A 20181-nucleotide genomic window follows, 5' to 3' on the forward strand; every position below is an offset into this window, starting at 1 on the left:
CCGATCGCAGATCGGAAGCTACCCGGCGTAGGGGCGGGGCCGGCATATTTTGAGCGGTTAGAGCACAGCTACTTGTCGTTATCCGACTTCGCTCCGAGCGTCGTCTTCTGAACCTGCATGAGGAACTCGACGTTGCTCTGTGTCTCCCGGATCTTGTTGGTCAGCAGCTCAAGGCTCTGCTGCTGCTCCAGTCCGGAGAGGACGCGGCGCAGCTTCCACATGATCTTGACTTCTTCAGGCGAGAGCAGGTTCTCTTCGCGGCGCGTGCCGGACGCGTTGACGTCCACAGCCGGGAAGATGCGCTTGTCAGCCAGCTGGCGGGACAGGCGGAGCTCCATGTTGCCGGTGCCCTTGAACTCTTCGAAGATCACTTCGTCCATCTTGGAGCCGGTCTCCACGAGAGCCGTTGCCAGGATGGTGAGCGAGCCGCCGTTTTCGATGTTGCGGGCAGCACCGAAGAAGCGCTTGGGCGGGTACAGAGCTGCGGAGTCGACACCACCGGACAGGATGCGGCCGGAGGCCGGTGCTGCCAGGTTGTAGGCGCGGCCCAGGCGGGTCATGGAGTCCAGGAGGACTACCACGTCCATGCCCATTTCCACGAGGCGCTTGGCGCGTTCGATGGAGAGCTCGGCAACGGTGGTGTGGTCGTCTGCGGGACGGTCGAAGGTGGAGGCAATGACCTCACCCTTGACTGTGCGCTGCATGTCCGTGACTTCTTCGGGACGTTCGTCAACGAGCACCATCATGAGGTGGACCTCAGGATTGTTGGTGGTGATGGCGTTGGCGATGGACTGCAGGATGAGGGTCTTACCAGCCTTGGGCGGGGAGACAATCAGGCCACGCTGGCCCTTGCCGATCGGAGCCACGAGGTCGATGACACGCGGACCGATCTTCTTGGGGTCGGTTTCCAGGCGCAAGCGCTCGGACGGGTACAGCGGGACGAGCTTTGCGAACTCGACGCGGTCCTTGAGCTCTTCCGGAGTCTTGCCATTGACGGAAGTAACGCGGACAAGCGCGTTGAACTTCTGGCGGGCGGACTGCTGGCTGCGGTCTTCGCCATCACGCGGTGCGCGGATGGCACCCACGACGGCGTCGCCCTTACGGAGGTTGTACTTCTTGACCTGTGCCAGCGAAACGTAGACGTCGTTGGCACCGGGGAGGTAACCGGACGTACGGATGAACGCGTAGTTCTCCAGGACGTCCAGGATGCCGGCTACGGGCAGCAGCACATCGTCCTCGGTGACCTCGACGTCGTCAACGTCCGGTCCCTGGGCACGGCCACGGCGGCGTTCGTTGCGGTCACGGAAACGGTCGCTGCGGGTGTTCCCGTCACGGCTGTCCTGCCCGCCGCGGCGATCGCTGCGATCGTTCTGGTCGTTGCGGTCACGACGGTTCCGGCGGTTACGACGGTTGCCCGTGTCTTCGCCGTCGTTGTTGTCGTCACGGCGGCCGCGGGTGTTATCGCGGCGGTCGCGCTGCTCGCCGGAATCGGCCTGCTCGCGCTGTTCAGTGCGGTCGGCACGCTGTTCGCGCTGTTCAGTGCGGTCGGCACGCTGTTCGCGCTGTTCGGTGCGGTCGCCACGCTGTTCGCGCTGCTCGGTGCGGTCGGCACGCTGTTCGCGCTGTTCGGTGCGGTCGGCACGCTGTTCGGTGCGCTGCTCAGCGGCCGGAGCCTCCGATGCCTCAGCGGGGGCTGCGGCTGCTTCGCCACGGCGGCGGTTACGGGTGCGCGGCTGGCGGCGTTCAGTGCCTGCCTCCGGCGTTTCCACTGAAGCAGGTGCATCAGCAACCGGTGCAGCTACGGGCTCGGCCGGAGCCGATGCGGCTTCAGCCGCCGCTACGACGCCGTCGCTGGTGGCGCGGCGGCTTCGGCCACGTCCACGGGCACGCGGGGCTTCCTGGGCCGGGGCTTCAGCCGACTCGGCAGAGGCGCCGTTGTCCGAGGCCTTGACCTCCGCGGCCGGAGCTTCCTTGGCTACGGCAGCGTTGGCCTTGACCGGGGCTGAGGCCTTAGCGGGAGCCTTCGTGGTGGGAGTACCTGCGCGGTGGGCCGAAATGGCCGAGACCAAGTCTCCCTTGCGCATGCGCGATCCCCCGGAAATGCCCAGCTGGCTCGCGAGAGCCTGAAGCTGGGCAAGCTTAAGGCCCGCAAGCCCGCTGCTCTTGGTGGTTGCTGCCGTTGACGACTCGGCAGCAGAAGATGTTGTGTCCACAGCTGAAGACAGCTCAGTGGTTTCTGTCACGAAGGATCCTTCCCCCTCGACGGCGTCCAGAGCGAGAGCTGGACGCGATGATTTGTTCTGGGCTGCAGTTCAGATCTGCAGCCTGCGATTTGGCCGTGCCTGATGGATTGTGGCCACCAGGGCCGGATACTGATCGTCATCACTGGATCCAGTTACCCGGACAGCCGGCCAATTGATCAGGAACAGAGAAAGATCTGCGGCACCTGAGGCCGGAAAGAGACGGCACCACCAACGTTGGCACAGTTGACGAAAGGTACGGCGAAAGTGCCGCAATCCAAAATCAGGGAACTGCCCGCGGTTTTACCGGCGGTGCACTTCCACTCTAGCACCTTGAACGTCTACAGCCAGCGTCATCACACGCCAACCGACGTCGGGTGTGTTGGATGCCGTGTACGCCTCGATGAATTCAGTAACAACCGCGGCTTCTTGTTCGCCATTGGCCAGCACCATCACGGTGGGTCCGGCGCCCGAGACCACAGCTGCATGTCCGGCGGAACGGAGCGCCGCAATGAGGTCCGCACTGGGACGCATGGCCTGCGCCCGGTAACTCTGGTGAAGGTAGTCTTCGGTGCCCGGCAGCAAGAACTCAGGCTGCGCTGTCAGAGCGTGGATGAGCAGGGCTGCGCGTCCGGAGTTCATGGCTGCCGCGTGGTGGCCAACGGATGCAGGAAGCAGACCGCGGGCAGTTTCCGTGGACAGTTCGTAGTCGGGCACAGCCACCACGGGAATAACCTCGGGCGCCACATCGGCGCGGGTGCTGCTGTACTGCTCGCTGTCCTGCCATGACAGCGCCAGTCCGCCGAAAATCGCCGGTGCGACGTTGTCCGGGTGACCTTCGATCTCACTGGTCAGCTGGAGGACCCAGTCGAGGCGCTGCCGGGATTCCTCCGGAACCAAGGCGTTGGCAGCAGTAACTGCCGCCACAACAGCCGACGCGGACGAACCGAGCCCCCGGCCATGGGGATTGACGTTTTCAGCCGTAATTTTCAGGCCCGAGCGCTGGAAGCCAAGGCGATCCAGCGCCAGGTCGATCGCCCGCACCACCAAATGGCTGGCATCGCGGGGGAGGGTATCTGCCCCCTCACCGGAGAGCTCGAACTCGAGCTCTCCGGTGCCAAGGGTTTCAACCGTCAAAGTGTCATAGATGGACAGGGCCAAGCCAAGGCTGTCGTAACCGGGGCCCAGGTTGGCACTCGTACCGGGGACCGTGACGGTCAGCCGCTGGCCTGCCGCGACGAGTGCACGATCGGTCGCGGTGGGCTGCGTTGATTCCACTCTTAGTTTTCTTCCAGTCCCAGTTCCGCGGCAACGGTGACGACGTCGTTCGGCACCTTGACGGGCTGGACATCACTGCCATCTTCGGTACGAAGTGCCCACTGCGGATCCTTGAGGCCATGTCCGGTGACCGTGATGACGATGGTCTTTCCCGACGGAACCTCGCCTGCCGCGTGCTTCTTGATGAGGCCGGCAACACCAGCGGCGGAGCCGGGCTCGACGAAGACACCCTCCTTGGCGGACAACCAACGGTGGGCCGCCAGGATCTCGTCATCGGTGACTGCCTCGATCAGTCCACCTGATTCGTCGCGGGCCGCGACAGCGGTGTCCCACGATGCCGGGTTGCCGATGCGGATGGCAGTGGCGATGGTGTCAGGCTCGGTGATGGGGTGCCCTGCCACGAAGGGCGCGGCACCTGCTGCCTGGAAGCCCCACATGGTGGGGGTCTTGGTGGAGACGGCGGGGAGCGTTCCGTTGGCGGTCTCAAACGGTGCGGAGTACTCCTTGTAGCCCTTCCAGTAGGCGCTGATGTTGCCGGCGTTGCCGACGGGCAGCACGTGGATGTCGGGAGCGTCGCCCAGCGAGTCAACAACTTCGAAAGCACCGGTCTTCTGGCCCTGGATACGTGCCGGATTTACGGAGTTCACCAGGAACACCGGGTAAGCCTCGCCGAGCTTGCGGGCGATGTCCAGGCAGTTGTCGAAGTTGCCATCCACCTGAAGCAAGGTGGCGCCATGCGCGATGGCCTGGCTCAGCTTGCCCATGGAAATTTTGCCTTCGGGGACGAGCACAGCGCACTTCAGTCCCGCCGCGGTTGCGTAGGCAGCCGCAGAAGCGGAGGTGTTGCCGGTGGAGGCACAGACAACGGCCTTCGCGCCGGCTTCCACGGCCGCAGTCATGGCCATGGTCATGCCACGGTCCTTGAAGGAACCCGTGGGGTTCATGCCCTCCACCTTGAGGTATACCTCGGAGCCCGTGAGCTCGGAGAGCTTCTGCGCGTGGACGAGCGGCGTACCGCCCTCGCCGAGGGTGATGACCTTGGTGGCTTCCGTTACGGGCAAACGATCAGCGTATTCGCGGATTACTCCGCGCCATTGGTGAGCCACTTAGACCCCTTCTACCCGCAGTACGGATGTCACAGAATTGATGACGTCGAGGCCCTTCACGGCCTCGACGGTTGCTGCGAGTGCAGCTTCGGATGCACGGTGCGTCACGATTTTCAGCTCCGCCGACTCGACCTTGGAGGCAGCGTCGCGGTGGATTGTCTGGCGCATTGTCTCGATGGACACGGCGTGCTCGGCAAAGATGTGCGCGATGCGGGCCAGGACGCCGGCCTGGTCGGCGACGTCCAGGCCAATGTAGTAGCTCGTGTTGGAGGCATCGACGGGCAGCGCAGGGACATGGCCTGTGGTGGTTTCCGTTCGGCCCGGGCCGCCCAGTACGAGTCGGCGGGCCGCGGAGACCAGGTCGCCCAGCACGGCAGAGGCGGTGGGGGTACCCCCAGCGCCCTGTCCGTAGAACATCAATTCACCAGCATTTTCGGCCTCAATGAACACCGCGTTGAAGGCACCGCGAACTGCAGCCAGCGGGTGCTCACGGGGCAAGAGGGTGGGGTGGACCCGCACCGAAATGCCGCTGCCGTTATCCGAAGATTCGATCTTTTCGGCAATGGCGAGCAACTTGATGACAAAGCCCGCTTCCTTGGCCGAAGCGATGTCCGCAGCACTGACCTTCGTGATGCCTTCGCAGTAGACATCGTCCAGGGAGAAGCGCGTGTGGAACGACAGGGACGCGAGGATGGCGGCCTTAGCCGCGGCGTCGTGTCCTTCGATGTCGGCAGTAGGATCCGCTTCTGCGTACCCGAGCCGCTGGGCTTCGGCCAGGGCGTCAGCGAACTGTGCGCCTGTGGTGTCCATCTGGTCGAGGATGAAGTTGGTGGTGCCATTGACGATGCCCAGGACACGGGTGATGCGGTCGCCTGACAGGCTGTCGCGGATGGGACGCAGGATAGGAATGGCTCCCGCAACGGCCGCTTCATACGAGAGCTGGACGCCTGCCTTGTCAGCCTCTTCATAAAGAGTGGGGCCGTCCTGGGCGAGCAATGCCTTGTTGCCGGTAACCACGCAGGCACCGTTCTGGATGGCCGTCAGGATCAAGGAGCGGGCGGGCTCGATGCCGCCCATGAGCTCGATGACGAGGTCCGCGTCCTTAACCAGGGTGTCGGCATCGGTAGTGAACAGTTCGCGGGGCAGCTCGACGTCGCGGGGTGCATCGATGGTGCGCACGGCAATGCCCGAAAGTTCCAGACGGGCTCCGGTGCGGGCAGCCAAAGCTTCGGCGTCGTCAATCAGAATCCGCGCAACCTGGGCCCCAACGTTGCCACAGCCCAGCAGGGCCACCTTCAAGGTTTGCACTTCAGACATTCGCCACTCCCATGTCGCGGTTCAAGAGATCTTCTTCGGTTTCCCCGCGGACAATCAGCCGGGCGGCTCCGTCGCGTACAGCGACAACGCCAGGCCGGGCCAGGTAGTTGTAGTTGCTGGAAAGGGCCCAGCAGTAGGCGCCGGTACCCGGTACTGCGAGCAAATCACCGGCTGCCACATCCGCGGGCAGATATACATCTCTAACAACTATGTCGCCGCTCTCGCAATGTTTGCCCACTACGCGGGACAGCTGCGGAACGGCCGTGGAGTCGCGTGAAGCCAAAATTGCCGAATAATCCGCGTCGTACAGCACCGGACGGGCGTTGTCGCTCATCCCGCCGTCCACCGACACATAGCGCCGCGGATACGTAACGTTCTTGTCCTCCGTTTCGCTCTCCGGGACGTCTACGCGGACCGTTTTGAGCGTGCCAACCTCGTAGAGGGTGAAGGTGCTGCTCCCCACGATCGCGCGGCCTGGTTCGATGGAGATCCGGGGGGCGGTGATGCCCAGTGCGGCACAGGTGGAACGAACGACGTCGGCCATGGCCTGCGCGATCTCGGCAGGCGGCCGGGGAGTGTCCACCGGCGTGTAGGCGATGCCGTAACCACCGCCGAGGTCCAGCTCGGGAAGAGTGATGGAGTATTTCGCCTGCATGGCGGCAAGGAATCCGAGGAGTTTCTCCGCTGCCAAGGCAAAGCCGTCAGGCTCGAAAATCTGTGACCCGATATGGCAGTGCAGGCCCAGCAGTTCGATGCTGTCGTAGGCGGTGGCAGCAGCCACGGCCTCTTCTGCTGCCGAGAGCCCGGCTTCGTCGGTGGAATCGCCTGCCATCGAGAGGCCGAACTTCTGGTCCTCGTGGGCCGTGGCGATGAATTCGTGGGTGTGGGCGTGCACGCCAGGGGTCAGCCGCAACATGACTTTGGCTGTTTCGCCCCGGCTGGAGGCGATCTTTGCCACCCGTTCCAGTTCGTCGAGGCTGTCCACCACGATCCGGCCAAGGGACATATCCAAGGCACGGTTGATTTCCGCGTCGGATTTGTTGTTGCCGTGCAGGCCAAGGTTGGCACCCGGGATCCCCGCACGTGCAGCGACCGCAAGTTCACCGCCGGAGCAGGTGTCCAGGCGGAGGCCCTCGTCGGCCACCCAGCTGGCCACTGCGGTGCACAGGAAGGACTTACCTGCGTAGTAGACGTCCACTCCCCCGCAGATGTCCGCGAAAGCTTCGTCGAACGCGTCCTTGAACGCCCGGGCGCGGGACCGGAAGTCCGACTCGCTCATGACGAAAAGCGGGGTTCCGTATTGTTCCTTCAGCTCACTGACAGTAATGCCGTCAATGGCGACCTCACCGGCGTCGTTCTTCTCCACGCCGGCAGCCCACATCGGCGACTGCAGGGCATTGAGGTTCTCGGGAACTGCCAGCCAATCCGGAGCGAGCGGAGAAGCATGTGCTGCGTTGGTGTTCATGGCTTACATCCGTTCCGGCGCTGACACGCCCAGCAGTTCGAGTCCGTTGGCGAGCACCTGGCTGGTGGCGTCGTTCAGCCACAGGCGGGTGCGGTTAACGTCCTGGACGGGTTCCTCGCCCTGGGGCGAGACCCGGCACGCGTCGTACCAACGGTGGTAAGCACCGGCGATGACCTCGAGGTGGCGGGCCACCCGGTGGGGCTCCCGCAGCTCGGCAGCCTTGGCAACGATGGACGGGTAGCTGCCCAAATAGGAGAGCAACTCGTTTTCCGTGGGGTGATCCAGCAGCGAGGCATCGAAGACTGAACGGTCCACGCCGGCCTCTTCGGCGTTACGTGCAGTGCCGCGGGAACGGGCATGCGCGTACTGCACGTAGAACACGGGGTTCTCGTTGCTGTGCTTTTTCAACAGTTCCGGGTCCAGTGTCAGGGGGGAATCTGCGGGGAAGCGGGCCAACGAGTAACGGACAGCGTCCTTGCCGAGCCAGGAGATAAGGTCCTTGAGCTCGATGATGTTGCCCGCACGCTTGGACAGCTTGGCACCGTTGACCGACACCAGCTGACCGATCAGGACCTCAATGTTGACCTCGGGATCGTCACCGGCACACGCGGCAATGGCCTTCAGGCGGTTGATGTAGCCGTGGTGGTCCGCGCCGAGGAGGTAGATCTTCTCAGTGAATCCGCGGTCCTTCTTGGACAAGTAATAGGCGGCATCCGCTGCAAAGTAGGTCGGTTCGCCGTTTGCACGGATCATGACGCGATCTTTATCGTCGCCGAAGTCGGTAGTGCGCAACCAGACGGCACCGCCGTCGTCGAACACGTGGCCCTGCTCGCGGAGGCGGGCGACGGCCGATTCGATCGCACCGGCGTCGTGCAGTTCCTTCTCGGAGAAGAAGACATCAAACTCCACGCCAAATCCGGCCAGCGTGGCCTTGATGTCAGCCATCTGGGCTTCGTAGGCTGCCGCACGGATGACCGGCAGCGCTGCCTCGTCCGTCAGTTCACGGACATCCGGGTGGGCCTTCAGGACTTCGTCGCCGAGTTCCCGGATGTACTCGCCCGGGTAGCCGCCTTCGGGGACTCCACGTCCATGCAGCCGCGACAACACTGAGTTGGCGAAGACGTTCATCTGCGAACCGGCGTCGTTGATGTAGTACTCAGCGGTGACGTCGGCGCCCGAAGCACGCAGGACGCGGGCAATCGAATCACCCAGGGCAGCCCAGCGCGTGTGCCCGATGTGCAGCGGACCGGTGGGGTTGGCGGAAACGAATTCCATGTTGACCACGCGGCCAGCGAGGGCCTGGTTTGTACCGTAGCTGGAACCGGCTTCGACAATGGCCTTGGCCAGGGCGCCGGCTGCAGCAGCATCGACTGTGATGTTCAGGAAGCCGGGACCGGCGATATCCACGCCCGTGACACCGGGAATGGCCTGCAGCCGGTTACTGAGGATTCCGGCGAATTCGCGGGGATTCATGCCTGCTTGCTTGGACAACTGCAATGCAATATTGGTGGCCCAGTCTCCGTGGTCCCGGTTCTTGGGTCGCTCCACGCGCACGGCGTCTGGCACGGACGTTTCCGTCAACGCGATTTCGCCGGCAGAGACGGCGTCCTTGAGGCAGGCGGATATGGCAGCAGAGAGTTCTTCGGGAGTCACGGATCTAGCCTACCGGGGGCCCGCAAAGTCGCGGAATTGAGGCTGCCGTATGTGGATACTTTTGACACAGCCCCGGCACAGGTCTGGCTGGCGCCCGGCACAGCCTGAACCATTAGGCTCATTTCAACGTTATGAACACGTAAGGGGACGGCATGAGCGGCCTCCCCGGACAGGCAAGGACTTTGCAGTCATTGCCCCTTAGCAAACCGGTCCAGTCGAACGCCCAGTTGAAACGAGCAGAACCATGACTACGCCACTCCGCAAGAGCCTCTACGTTGGATTTGCCGGCCTCTCCATCATCGGGACGGCTGCTGCCTGCGCCCCCAAGGCCGAATCGCCGGCCGTGGAGACTCCCGCTACCCAGAACGGTGGCAAGGTCTCCACCACCGCTCCCTCGCCACAGGGATCCTCAGCCAACGGGGCATCCGGTTATAAGGACGGCACATACAGCGCTGACGGCACTTACACCTCGCCCAACGGCCAGGAAACGGTAGGCGTAGAGCTGACGTTGGCTGCGGATAAGGTCACTGCGGTCAACATCACAACCCATCCCTCCAATCCGAACACCAAGAAGTTCCAAGGCGAATTTGCCAGTGGCATCGCAGCCCAGATTGTCGGCAAGGACATCGATGAGCTGAACGTCTCGAAAGTGGCTGGCTCCTCGCTGACGTCCGCCGGTTTCAACGATGCCGTGCAACAGATCAAGTCCCAGGCCAAGTAGCAGCCATGCCGCACCCTGGCTGGAGCCTGTTCGACTTCGAGGGGATCGGTACACGGTGGGAAATTTCGACGCCGGACAGCCTGGGCGCTGAGCTCCGGGGCCAACTGCTGGACACCGTTTCCGCGTACGACAAGGCGTGGTCGCGGTTCCGGCCGGACTCATTGGTGGCGACCGTGTCACAGGGCCCCGGCCGCATCACCCTTCCGGACCACGCACCTGCCCTGCAAAAGATCTATGCGGCCCTGTACCGACTCAGCGGTGGAAGGATGACGCCACTGATCGGCAGCAGCCTCGAGCATCTCGGCTACGACGCAAACTACGCCCTGGCCAGCCCGGGCAGCCCGGAGGCGCCACCGCCGTGGGAAGGCACCCTTGAGTGGACAGGCACGGAGCTGATGGTTACCAAAGCGGTGGTCCTGGATATCGGCGCCGCCGGGAAAGGCCAGTTGGTTGACCTTCTGGGCGACGTCCTGCGGGCTGCCGGACACCCCGATTTCCTGGTGGACGGCAGCGGCGACATGCTGCATTCCGGTACGCATCCGGTCTTTGTCGCCTTGGAACACCCGTACAACCCGAAGCAGGCCATTGGCACCGTGGAACTGGCCAACTCCGCGCTGTGTGCCTCGGCATCCAACCGGCGAGCCTGGGGCGATGGGCTGCACCATGTACTCGATGGCGCCACCGGCCGGCCCATCGAAACCACTGTTGCGACCTGGACCATGGCTGCGAGCGCCTTGGAGGCCGATGCGCTGGCCACGGCATTGTTCATGATGGATCCGGGGCCGTTGGAGGATGAGTTCGAGTTCTCGTGGCTCAAGGTGTCATCGGCTGGTGGTGCCACGTATTCCGCGGCATTTGAGGGGAGACTGTTTTCATGATTGCCGTTAAGTCCCGTCTGGATACCTGGCTGGGCCGCTTCACGATGTACCGACTGATTCTTTGGGTCCTTGCCATCCTGGTGGCCTACAGCATGGTTCTCGACGTGCTGGGTTGGCTGACGTTCGGTATCCCGGAGATGCTGGTGCACCTGGCGCTCTGCGTTGGCTTGACGTACTTGTCGAGCCGCTTGCTGGCCCTGGTGTTCCGGGTCAGGCCGCACTCGGAGTCTTCGCTCATTACGGGGCTGCTGCTCTACTTCCTGTTCTGGCCGGCGTTCGGGGCGGCTGACATGGCCGGCGTGGCACTGGCCTGCGTGTTGGCGAGCGTTTCCAAGTACGCGCTGGCGTTCCGTGGCCGGCACATCTTCAACCCGGCCGCGGCCGGGGCTTTCCTGACTGGCCTGACGGGCCTGAACATTGCGACCTGGTGGGCTGCGACGCCGGCGATGCTGTGGCTGCTGGTGCCCGGGGTTCTGGTTGTCCTTTACCGCACCCGAAAAATGCTCATGGCAGCGGTGTTCCTGGTAACCGCCACCGGCATCATCACCACCGAACTCCTGAACCGGGGCATGACGTTCGGACAGGCCCTGTGGCAGCCCCTGGCCCAGCGTCCCTTGCTCTTTTTTGTCGGCTTCATGCTTTCCGAGCCACTCACCCTGCCTCCCCGACGCTGGCAGCAGTTGGCGCTTGCCGCCGTCGTCGGTGTTGTCTTCGCTGTCCCCTACAACCTCGGTTTCGTCGCGAATTCCCCGGAACTGGCGCTGCTGCTTGGCAACCTGATTGCGTTCTTCCTTGGCCAGCGGGGCGGTGTCGAGCTGGTCTTCAAGGGCTCCCGGCCTTTGACACCTGGAAGCACGGAGTTCAGGTTCGAACCACAGCGTCCTGTCAGATTCGCGGCCGGCCAGTTCATGGAATTGAACCTGCCGCATTCCGGCTCCGATGGGAAGGGCCGACGTCGGGTCTTCAGCATGACCAACCCGCCCGGCGCGGCGGAGGTGACGTTCGGAGTCGGCACGGCAGAGCCGCTCTCCACTGCCAAGAGGGCATTGTTGGCGCTGCACCCCGGGGATACTGTCTCGGCCACCGCGGTGGGCGGTGATTTCCTGCTCCCGCACGACGCCGGCAAACCCGTCCTGCTGATAGCGGCAGGAATCGGGATCACGCCTTTCCTGTCGCAGCTTGCGTCCGACGCCCGCGGGAGCCGGGACACGGTGGTGCTGTACCTCGCCAAAAGCCGCACCGAGCTGGCCGGAACAGGCGAGTTGGAAGCCTCAGGGGCGAAAGTCATTGCCCGGCTCGCGGACGGTTCCACTCCCCCGGACTTCATGCACGACGCCGGAACGTCGCGGATCGATGCAAGGCGCCTGAAGGAGTTGGTGCCGGATATTGCCGAACGTGAGGTGTTTGTCTCCGGTTCGCCCTCCAGCGTGGACTCCTTGCGGGCGGCAGCCCGAGGCGCAGGTGCACGACGGGTTCATGTGGACTCTTTCGCGGGGTACTGAGCAACCTCCCGAACAACCTGCTGAAGGAAGTGTGTTGCAGTTTTCCTTTGCGGCTCAGTGGCTGCTAAGCTCTAGGACGTCCCACCGGCAACGGAGGGATCCCTGGATGCCCTCGTAGCTCAGGGGATAGAGCGTCTGCCTCCGGAGCAGAAGGCCGTAGGTTCGAATCCTATCGAGGGCACAATGAAAATACCCCGCCAGCCTTGCTGGCGGGGTATTTTTGTCTCCCGGTCAGCCGCTATCACTTCGGGGCTTGCCGGGCCTCCAACACTATTTTGTCCGCCCCTGCTCCTAGGCTGATCCCAAAGGGTCCTCGTCCGTAGCCAAAGGGGTTTGCCGTGATTTGCTCAATCGTCCCGCCGTACATGCTCCGCAGGATTGCTGCCCAGAATGAACCGCGCCTGCGGGCAGTTGCCAGGGCGGCCAAGGAATCCTTGCTGCACGTCAAAGGCCTGCAGGCCCTTCGGACGGCACCCCTTCCAGCAGCACCGCCCAGCGCGCGGCAGGCCAAGCCGGGCCCTCCGAAGCGGACCATCTACGATGCCGGGAGCCTGGAGACGCTGCCGGGCCGTCTCGTCCGGAAAGAAGGCGCCCCCGCCGTCGGGGATCCCGCAGCGGATGAGGCCTATGACGGCTTGGGGAACACCCACCGGCTGTACGGCGAGATCTTCGGCCGGGACTCCATCGATGGCGCCGGTCTCCCCCTCGACGCGTCCGTTCATTACGGCAAGCTGTATGACAACGCCTTCTGGGACGGAAGCCAAATGGTCTTCGGCGACGGAGACGGCCAGATCTTCCAGCGCTTCACCAAGTCCGTGAGCGTCATCGGCCACGAACTGGCCCACGGTGTGACCCAATACACCGCCAATCTCGCCTACCGCAACCAAGCGGGGGCCCTCAATGAGTCGATGTCGGACGTCTTCGGAGTCCTCGTGGAGCAGTACGCGAAACAGGAGTCGGTTGAGCAGGCGAGCTGGCTCATCGGCGAAGGACTCTTCACCGATCAGGTCCAGGGCGCCGCCCTTCGCTCCATGAAAGCCCCCGGAACGGCGTACGACGACGACGTCCTGGGCAAAGACCCCCAGCCTGATTCCATGGACACCTACGTCAGGACCAGTGCCGACAACGGCGGTGTGCACATCAACTCGGGTATCCCCAACAGGGCCTTCTACCTGGTCAGCGCCACCCTGGGCGGCAATGCCTGGGAGGCTCCGGGACAGATCTGGTACGGCACCCTGACCAGTGGGGCCTTGCCCGCGGCCTGCACCTTTGGGAAGTTCGCCAGGACCACGGTTGCTACGGCCGAAGAACTGTACGGTGCGGGCTCCGCGGAGCATGACGCCGTCCTGAAGGCGTGGGACACTGTGAAGGTCAAGGTTTAGTCAGTTGGCGGGACCCACGGCCGTGTTCGGACCCGCCGGGTGACTGGCATCCGAGGGTGGAACGAGAAACAGCCGGGTCATGAAGATCACCGTCCAACGCAGTGGAGGAATCGCAGCGATGACGCGCGTCTGGATCGTCGAAGCCATCTCTTCCGAGGAGAAGGAACGGTGGGTTCCCATCGTTGAGGCCTGCCCATGGGACGAGGCACAGGGCATGGACCGTACGCTGAACGAACCGGATCGCTTCATGTACTCAATCCGGGCCGGCCAACGCCGCGCAACACTTCCCGAGCGGGCCATAACGGGCCCGTGGCAGGAACTGGTGGAGTGCGCCAAGGCGGAGGGCTCGGAGTTGCGGGGAAAATCGGGCAGTCGGCGCTGACGCCTAGATTGCCTCGGCCAGCTGTCCGCGGAACGCCCGGCGATAGCTCTGTGGGCTGGTAGAGAGGACCTTGGTGAAGTGGTGCCGGAGGAGCACTGAATGCCCAAAACCTGCCTCGCGGGCAATTTCGTCGATGTTCAGTTCCGTACTCTCCAAGAGTTCCTGGGCCCTTATAACCCGCTGCGAGTTCAGCCATGCGGCGGGTGTTGTTCCGGTTTCAGCACGGAAACGGCGCGCGAACGTCCGGGGGGACATGTGCAGCCGGGCCGCCAGCTCGTTGACGCTGTGCTCCTGGTCAAGGTGCTGCACCATCCAGCGGAGGAGTTCCTCCATGGGCGCTGATCCGCATTGCGGCATGGGGCGGTCGATGAACTGGGCCTGTCCGCCGTCACGGTGCGGCGGCACCACCATGTCGCGGGCTATGGCCGTTGCGACGTTGGCTCCCAGTTCGACGCGGACCAAATGCAGGCACGCGTCGATTCCTGCGGCCGTGCCTGCACTGGTGATGATGGTTCCGTCCTGGACGTAAAGGACGTTCTCGTCCACGATGATCTCCGGGTAGCGCGCTGCAAGGTCATGCGAGTAGTGCCAGTGGGTGGTGCAGCGGCGCCCGTCCAACAATCCGGCGCGGGCCAGCGCGTAGGCCCCTGAGCAGATGGACATGACCCATGCTCCCCGCTCGTGTGCTGCGCGCAGGGCCTCCAGGACGGACTCGGGCAGCTCCTGGTCCCTGCCGAAGGGGGTCATGATCACAAGGTCCGCGTCCGCGGTTGCCTCAAGTCCGTTCTCCACGTGCAGGGAGAGCCCCGACTTCATCCGGATATCACCCGGTTCCGGGGCGCAGACCCGGAAGTCGAAGCCCGGAACTCCGCCGTCCCTGTCCGTCCTGTCAATGCCGAAGACTTCGAAAGCCGTGCCGAATTCGAAGATCGAGAAGTTGGGAACAACGATCACCGCCACTGATTTCAACATACATCCAGTGTGGCAGAAAATTATCTAAATGGGGCATTTCTGCCACTGTTTCTTGACCTGCCACAGGAGCAGGCTGGAGGCATGGAAATCTTCGGAATCATCCTCTTCATCGTCCTCATCACCGCCGTTGCAGCTACCGTTTCAGCCCTCTTGAAGGATGGCCGCGGCCACAATCCGCCCATCAACTCCAAGGAACCGTGGAGCGCTTTCGATGCTCCGAGCAGCCCCTACTGGAATCCGCGCATCTACTGAGGAATCGCCCGGCCATGGACTAGATTCGCTTGCATGATCCAAACCTCGGCCCGGCTCCTTCAACTCTTGTCCCTGTTGCAGGTTCGCCGGGAATGGACCGGACCAGACCTGGCTGACCGCATGAGCGTCACCGAACGGACGGTACGCCGCGACATCGACAAGCTTCGCAACCTTGGCTATCCCATTCACGCCACCCCCGGGATCGCCGGCGGCTACCAACTTGGCGCTGGCGCGCAGCTTCCGCCCCTCCTCCTTGACGATAACGAAGCTTTGGCCGTCGCCCTGGGCCTGAATTCCGTCGCGGCGGGCCCGGTGGCGGGAATCGGGGAGGCCTCCGTGCGGGCGTTGGCAAAGCTGGAACAGGTCCTGCCTTCCCGGCTTCGCCCTAAGTTCGCCATGTTGAAAGCTGCCGTGACCACCCTTCCCACCAATGCAGCAAGCGTTGATCCGCAACAGTTAACGGTGGTTTCGGCGGCGATATCCGACAGGCGGCAGATCTCCTTCGAGTACGTCAGGTCCGACGGCGACTCCGCTCGCCGGCTGGTGGAACCCTACAGGCTGGTGGACACCGGCCGGCGCTGGTACTTGGTGGCGTGGGACCTGGAGCGGGAAGGCTGGCGGACGTTCCGGGCCGACCGCTTTGCTTCCCTGCCTTCGGAACGCAGGAAGTACACTCCACGGCCGTTGCCGGCAGAGGACCTTGCGGCGTACGTACAGCAATCAATTACGCGTTCGCCCTACAGGTTCGACGTCGTCGTGCGGCTCCGCGCGCCCCTCGCCGAGGTAGCCGCCGTCGTAAGTTCCCAGTACGCCACCCTAACGGCCGACGGCGACCAGGCCACGATTCTGCGGTCCGGATGGGACAGCCTGGCCTCAGCGGGGGCCTATCTGGCCTCGCTGGACATGAATTTCGAGATCATCGAGCCGGAGGAATTCAGGACCTTCGCCTTGGACCTTTCCCATCGCCTCCGTGCAGCGGCCGGGACTGTGTCGGAGGTCGCGGACGCCGGAACCAAGCCACAGTAGACTGGCAGCAGCCATGACACTTCATATTTCCTACCCCGCAGAGCTGCCCGTATCCGAGCGCCGCGAGGATCTGATGGCGGCCATCGCGGCCAACCAGGTAACCATCATTGCCGGCGAAACCGGCTCTGGTAAGACCACCCAGATCCCCAAGATGTGCCTCGAGTTAGGCCTTGGAGACAAGGGCCTGATCGGCCACACCCAGCCGCGCCGCCTTGCGGCGCGCACTGTTGCCGAACGCATAGCCTCCGAACTTGGCGTCGAAATCGGCCAGGAAGTAGGTTTCCAGGTCCGTTTCACCGGCGAGGTGGGCGCGTCCACCAAAATCAAGCTGATGACCGACGGCATCCTGCTTGCGGAGATCCAGCGGGACAAACTCCTGCGGAAATACAGCACGATCATCATCGATGAGGCGCACGAACGAAGCCTCAACATCGACTTCATCCTGGGCTATCTCAAGCGGATCCTTCCCCAGCGCCCGGACCTCAAGGTCATCATCACCTCCGCCACCATCGACCCCCAGCGCTTCGCCAAGCACTTCGGTACCGATGAAGATCCGGCACCGATCATTGAAGTCTCCGGGCGGACCTACCCGGTGGAAATCCGGTACCGCCCACTGTCTCAGCCGGCAGGCGGGGACGAGGACGATTCGGACGACGAGCTCGAAGAGGACCGCGATCCCCTCGATGCCGTGTGCGACGCCGTTGACGAGCTCGCCAAGGAAGCCCCGGGCGACATCCTCATCTTCTTCTCCGGCGAGCGCGAAATCCGTGACGCTGCAGAGGCCATCAATGGCCGTATCCAAACGAACCGCCGCCTTGCCGGGGCGGAAGTGCTTCCCCTCTTCGCCCGCCTCAGCCTCCAGGAACAACACAAGGTCTTCAACCCGGGCGGCAAACGGCGCATCATCCTGGCTACCAACGTGGCCGAAACATCGTTGACCGTACCGGGAATCAAGTATGTGATCGACACCGGCACGGCCCGGATCTCCCGGTACTCGCACCGGACCAAGGTCCAGCGCCTTCCCATCGAACGCGTCTCCCAGGCCTCGGCCAACCAGCGCTCAGGACGTTGTGGCCGTGTGTCCGAAGGCATAGCCATCCGTCTTTATTCGGAAGAGGACTTCGAGTCGCGTCCGCAGTTCACGGACCCCGAGATCCTGCGTACCAACCTCGCGGCCGTCATCCTCCAGATGACAGCAATGGGGGTTGCGCGCGGTCCAAAGGACGTCGAGAACTTCCCCTTCGTGGAGCCTCCGGAGTCACGGGCCATCAACGACGGCGTCACTCTCCTCCGCGAACTCGGCGCCTTGCGTGCCTCCAAGCCTGCCGACGCCGGCGGCAACGGCCGAAACGGTGGTGGCCTGACCGCCGTCGGCCATCAACTTGCCCAACTGCCCGTCGATCCCAGGCTGGGCCGCATGATTGTGGAGGCCGGCAAGCGCGGCTGCGTCCGGGAAGTCATGATCCTCGCCGCGGCTTTGACCATCCAGGACCCTCGGGAGAGGCCTACGGACAAGCAGCAGCTCGCCGCGGAGAAACACGCACGTTTCCGCGATGAGATCTCGGACTTCACAGGCTTCCTCAATCTCTGGAATTACATCCAGGAAAAACAGCGTGAGCTCTCCTCCACCCAGTTCCGCAGGCTGTGCCGCAACGAGTTCATCAACTACCTGCGCGTCCGCGAGTGGCAGGATCTCTTCACACAGCTCCGGCAAATGGCCAAGCCCTTGGGCATCGCGCTGGACAACAAACGCGAAGCAGATCCCGTGGGCAACTATGAGGGCATCCACATCAGCCTGCTGTCAGGGTTGTTGAGCCACATAGGCCTCCTGGATGAGCGCAAGCGTGAATACGCCGGTGCCCGGGGAACCCGTTTCGCGATCTTCCCGGGCTCCGCGCTGTTTAAGAAATCGCCGGCGTTTGTCATGGCTGCCGAGCTGGTGGAAACCAGCCGCCTCTGGGCCCGCGTTGCCGCGAAGTTCGACCCCTTGTGGGCCGAGCAGGTGGCACCGGACCTGGTGAAGCGCTCCTACAGTGAACCGCACTGGTCCTCGCGACAGGGCGCCGTCCTGGCCCACGAAAAAGTCACCTTGTATGGTGTGCCGATCATTCCCAACCGCCGGGTCAATTACGGGCGGATCGATCCCGAACTGTCCCGGGAACTGTTCATTCGGCACGCCCTGGTGGAGGGTGAGTGGAAGACCCACCACAAGTTCTTCCACCGCAACCGTGCCCTGCTGCAGGAAATCGAAGAACTCGAAACGCGCATGCGGCGACGCGACATCCTGGTGGATGACCAGACCCTCTTCGAGTTCTACGACGCCCGTGTAGGCAAGGACGTGGTCTCCGAGAGGCACTTCGATAAGTGGTGGAAGGAGGCCCGCCAGGCGGACCCCACGCTTCTGGACTTCGACCAATCCCTCCTGATAAGCGAAGAAGCCGAGTCCTTGGACGACTCCGCGTATCCGAAGACGTGGCTTCATAAGGGCTTTGAGCTTCCGCTGACCTACGAGTTCCACCCCGTCGCACCGGGATCGGCTCCCAACCCGTCCGACGGCGTGACCGCTGAGGTTCCGGTGTTGTTCCTTAACCAGTTGGACGACGCCCCGTTCCGTTGGCAAATACCCGGCCAACGCGCAGAGCTCGTCACAGCCCTTATCAAATCCCTGCCCAAGCAGGTACGCAAGAACTTCGTTCCGGCACCGGACGTCGCCAGGCAGGCAACCGCAGCCCTTGAAGCTGACTTCGATCCCGCAACCGACGAGCTCGAGCCTTCCCTGGAGCTCGTACTGCGCCGGCTGCGAGGGCATGTCATACCTCCAGGCTCATGGAACTGGGATGCCGTCCCGGCACACCTGCGCGTGAGCTTCAAGGTAGTGGACAGCAAAGGCAAGGTACTGGACGAGGGCAAGGACCTCGCTGAGCTCCAGGAGAAGCTGGCACCGGCCACCCGTCGCGCCATTGCCGAGTCGCTCGGAGCTACCCCGGCCACGACGTCCCGCGCCAAGAACGGAGTGGGAGCCGGCACAGCTGGCACGACTACCGGCCAGCACACAGCCCCCGGCACTTCAGCGGCGGGTGATGGTGCGGTGGCAGAGAAGAGCGGCATCACGGAATGGGACTTTGGCACCGTGGAACGCCAGGTCACGCGGACCGTCAAGGGCCACGCCGTCACCGGTTTCCCCGCCCTGGTGGATGAGGGCAAGTCCGTGGCGCTCCGGGTGTTCCAGACCCGGGCGGAACAGGAGGCCGCCATGCGAGGTGGAGTCATCCGGCTCCTGGCATTGCGTATTCCACCCCCCGACCGTTACGTGCTGGAGCACCTGAGCAACATGGAAAAGCTCACGTTCAGCCAGAACCCGCACGGATCCGTCAGCGCCCTGATTGCGGACTGCGCCCTTGCTGCGATCGATAAGTTGACGCCGCAGGAACTTCCGTGGGACCGACAGTCCTTTGATGCACTGTATGAAGTAGTACGGGCAGAACTGATCGATACCGTGTTCACGGTGACCGCCGTCGTCGAGCGGATCTTGTCGAGCACCCGCCGCATCCAGAAGGAACTGAAGTCCAACGCGAGCCTGCCCTTGATCAGTGCGCTCAATGACATGAAGAGCCAGTTGGAGCAGTTGGTCTTTCCGGGCTTTGTGGCACGTACGGGCTACGCCCAATTGAGCCAAGTGCCGCGGTACCTGCAGGCCATTGAGAAGCGCTTGGAGAAGTTGCCTGGGAACGTCCAACGCGACAGCCTCAACATGGCAGTCGTGCAAGGCCTCGAGGACGACTACGACGACGCCGTTTCGGCCCTCCTGCCGGGACGTCGGGCAGGCACCGAGTTAACCCGGGTGCGCTGGATGATCGAAGAGCTGCGGGTCAGCCTGTTCGCCGTGGAGCTCGGAACCGCCTACTCCGTGTCGGAGAAGCGCATCCGTACCGTCCTCAACCAGGCGCTTGCCCCGGCATAACCGCCAACAAGAAACCCGGCGGCGCTGATTCAGCACCGCCGGGTTA

General features: G+C 63.5%; 15 protein-coding genes and 1 tRNA gene. 9 read left to right on the top strand and 7 right to left on the bottom strand.

Features of this window, described 5'->3' with window-relative positions; all coding sequences use genetic code 11:
* Positions 1-68 precede the first annotated feature (68 nt).
* The 6 genes from rho to argS form a co-directional block, all read right to left on the bottom strand.
* Complete coding sequence (gene rho / locus NEK97_RS07210) at positions 69-2243, bottom strand: transcription termination factor Rho (RefSeq protein ID WP_257369149.1); 2175 nt, start codon at positions 2241-2243, stop codon at positions 69-71.
* A 300-nt stretch (positions 2244-2543) separates the two neighbouring features.
* Positions 2544-3518, bottom strand: a complete 975-nt coding sequence (gene thrB / locus NEK97_RS07215; RefSeq protein ID WP_257369150.1) for a homoserine kinase — start codon at positions 3516-3518, stop codon at positions 2544-2546.
* A 2-nt stretch (positions 3519-3520) separates the two neighbouring features.
* Positions 3521-4624 (bottom strand): threonine synthase, encoded by a 1104-nt coding sequence (gene thrC, locus NEK97_RS07220; protein ID WP_257369151.1) that lies wholly within the window; start codon positions 4622-4624, stop codon positions 3521-3523.
* On the bottom strand, positions 4625-5941 hold the full coding sequence (locus NEK97_RS07225; protein ID WP_235521618.1) for a homoserine dehydrogenase: 1317 nt from the start codon (positions 5939-5941) through the stop codon (positions 4625-4627).
* Positions 5934-7406, bottom strand: a complete 1473-nt coding sequence (gene lysA / locus NEK97_RS07230; RefSeq protein WP_257369152.1) for a diaminopimelate decarboxylase — start codon at positions 7404-7406, stop codon at positions 5934-5936. Before lysA ends, NEK97_RS07225 begins: the two co-directional genes overlap by 8 nt.
* Before the next feature lie 3 nt (positions 7407-7409).
* Positions 7410-9059, bottom strand: coding sequence for an arginine--tRNA ligase (argS, locus tag NEK97_RS07235; RefSeq protein WP_235521620.1), 1650 nt, complete (start codon positions 9057-9059; stop codon positions 7410-7412).
* Positions 9060-9303: 244 nt separating this feature from the next.
* On the opposite strand from argS, the gene NEK97_RS07240 reads away from it, so the two are divergent.
* From NEK97_RS07240 to NEK97_RS07265, 6 genes are all read left to right on the top strand, one after another.
* Positions 9304-9780 (top strand): FMN-binding protein, encoded by a 477-nt coding sequence (locus NEK97_RS07240; protein WP_257369153.1) that lies wholly within the window; start codon positions 9304-9306, stop codon positions 9778-9780.
* 5 nt (positions 9781-9785) lie between these two features.
* Positions 9786-10658 carry an FAD:protein FMN transferase gene (locus NEK97_RS07245; protein ID WP_257369154.1) on the top strand — a complete coding sequence of 291 codons (873 nt, stop codon included), beginning with the start codon at positions 9786-9788 and terminating at the stop codon, positions 10656-10658.
* Entirely contained in the window at positions 10655-12160 is a 1506-nt protein-coding gene (locus NEK97_RS07250; protein ID WP_257369155.1) for an FAD-dependent oxidoreductase, read from the top strand. Before NEK97_RS07245 ends, NEK97_RS07250 begins: the two co-directional genes overlap by 4 nt.
* A 108-nt stretch (positions 12161-12268) precedes the next feature.
* Positions 12269-12341, top strand: a tRNA-Arg gene (locus NEK97_RS07255).
* Positions 12342-12498: 157 nt separating this feature from the next.
* Positions 12499-13542 (top strand): M4 family metallopeptidase, encoded by a 1044-nt coding sequence (locus NEK97_RS07260; protein ID WP_257369156.1) that lies wholly within the window; start codon positions 12499-12501, stop codon positions 13540-13542.
* A gap of 79 nt (positions 13543-13621) precedes the next feature.
* Positions 13622-13924, top strand: a complete 303-nt coding sequence (locus NEK97_RS07265; RefSeq protein WP_235521624.1) for a protealysin inhibitor emfourin — start codon at positions 13622-13624, stop codon at positions 13922-13924.
* Between the two features lie 3 nt (positions 13925-13927).
* Here the strand turns inward: NEK97_RS07265 and NEK97_RS07270 are convergent, their stop codons facing one another.
* Positions 13928-14896 carry a GlxA family transcriptional regulator gene (locus NEK97_RS07270; RefSeq protein ID WP_235520550.1) on the bottom strand — a complete coding sequence of 323 codons (969 nt, stop codon included), beginning with the start codon at positions 14894-14896 and terminating at the stop codon, positions 13928-13930.
* A gap of 81 nt (positions 14897-14977) precedes the next feature.
* Here NEK97_RS07270 and NEK97_RS07275 point away from each other — a divergent pair, with 81 nt between their 5' ends.
* Genes NEK97_RS07275 through hrpA form a run of 3 tightly spaced genes read left to right on the top strand, consistent with a single transcriptional unit; the run spans position 14978 to position 20135 of the window.
* On the top strand, positions 14978-15148 hold the full coding sequence (locus NEK97_RS07275; RefSeq protein ID WP_014922190.1) for a hypothetical protein: 171 nt from the start codon (positions 14978-14980) through the stop codon (positions 15146-15148).
* Between the two features lie 33 nt (positions 15149-15181).
* Entirely contained in the window at positions 15182-16174 is a 993-nt protein-coding gene (locus tag NEK97_RS07280) for a YafY family protein (protein WP_257369157.1), read from the top strand.
* Between the two features lie 13 nt (positions 16175-16187).
* On the top strand, positions 16188-20135 hold the full coding sequence (gene hrpA, locus NEK97_RS07285) for an ATP-dependent RNA helicase HrpA (RefSeq protein WP_257369158.1): 3948 nt from the start codon (positions 16188-16190) through the stop codon (positions 20133-20135).
* The last annotated feature ends 46 nt before the right edge of the window (positions 20136-20181 follow it).

It is taken from the genome of Paenarthrobacter sp. UW852, assembly GCF_024608385.1.
Taxonomy (GTDB): domain Bacteria; phylum Actinomycetota; class Actinomycetes; order Actinomycetales; family Micrococcaceae; genus Arthrobacter.